This is a genomic window from Burkholderia sp. COPS (assembly GCF_019425585.1).
Classification (GTDB): Bacteria; Pseudomonadota; Gammaproteobacteria; order Burkholderiales; family Burkholderiaceae; genus Burkholderia; species Burkholderia cepacia.
On sequence record NZ_WIXR01000104.1, the window covers coordinates 1 to 1,318 of the forward strand.

At 66.2% G+C, this 1,318-nt stretch carries 1 protein-coding gene; it reads left to right on the plus strand.

Annotation, left to right across the window (positions count from 1 at the left end):
• The coding region (pnp, locus tag FOZ70_RS37780) for a polyribonucleotide nucleotidyltransferase (protein WP_219707914.1) at window positions 1-1,318 on the plus strand (1,318 nt) is incomplete at both ends.

Here is a 1,318-nt window from a genome sequence, read left to right on the forward strand (position 1 = left end):
GCGCCTGATCGACCGTCCGCTGCGCCCGCTGTTCCCGGAAGGCTTCTACAACGAAGTCCAGGTCGTGATCCACGTGCTGTCCGTGAACCCGGAAATCCCGGCGGACATCCCCGCGCTGATCGGCGCATCGGCTGCGCTCGCCGTGTCGGGCCTGCCGTTCAACGGCCCGGTCGGTGCCGCGCGCGTTGCCTACATCGACAACGCATACGTGCTGAACCCGACGCGTGACCAGATCAAGGCATCGAGCCTCGACCTCGTCGTCGCGGGTACGGAGCGTGCGGTGCTGATGGTCGAATCGGAAGCCGACCAGCTGTCGGAAGACGTGATGCTGGGCGCCGTGGTGTTCGGCCACGAGCAGATGCAAGTCGCGATCGACGCGATCCACGAACTGGTGCGCGAAGGCGGCAAGCCCGAGTGGGACTGGCAGCCGGCGCCGAAGAACGAAGCGCTGATCGCCCGCGTGACCGAGCTGGCACAGAACGACCTGCTCGCCGCTTACCAGCTGCGCGACAAGCAAGCGCGTTCGACGAAGCTGAAGGAAGTTTACGCAGCGACCTCGGCGAAGCTCGAGGAAGACGCACTGGCAGCCGGTACGGCAGCGGCCGACAAGGCCACCGTCGGCAACGTGCTGTTCGACATCGAAGCGAAGATCGTCCGTTCGCAGATCCTGAACGGCGAGCCGCGTATCGACGGCCGCGACACGCGCACCGTGCGCCCGATCGAGATCCGTACCGGCGTGCTGCCGCGTACCCACGGCTCGGCGCTGTTCACGCGCGGCGAAACGCAGGCGCTGGTCGTCGCGACGCTCGGCACGAAGGGTGACGAGCAGATCATCGACGCGCTCGAAGGCGAATACCGCGAGCGCTTCATGCTCCACTACAACATGCCCCCGTTCGCGACCGGCGAAACGGGCCGCGTCGGCTCGCCGAAGCGTCGCGAAATCGGCCACGGCCGCCTCGCGAAGCGCGCGCTGGTCAAGTGCCTGCCGAGCGCCGACGAATTCGGCTACTCGATCCGCGTCGTGTCGGAAATCACCGAATCGAACGGTTCGTCGTCGATGGCATCGGTGTGCGGCGGCTGCCTCGCGCTGATGGACGCCGGCGTGCCGATGAAGGCGCACGTCGCGGGTATCGCGATGGGCCTGATCCTCGAAGGCAACAAGTTCGCGGTGCTGACCGACATCCTCGGCGACGAAGATCACCTCGGCGACATGGACTTCAAGGTAGCCGGCACGGAGCAGGGTGTGACGGCGCTGCAGATGGACATCAAGATCCAGGGCATCACGAAGGAAATCATGCAGGTCGCGCTCGCGCAGGCG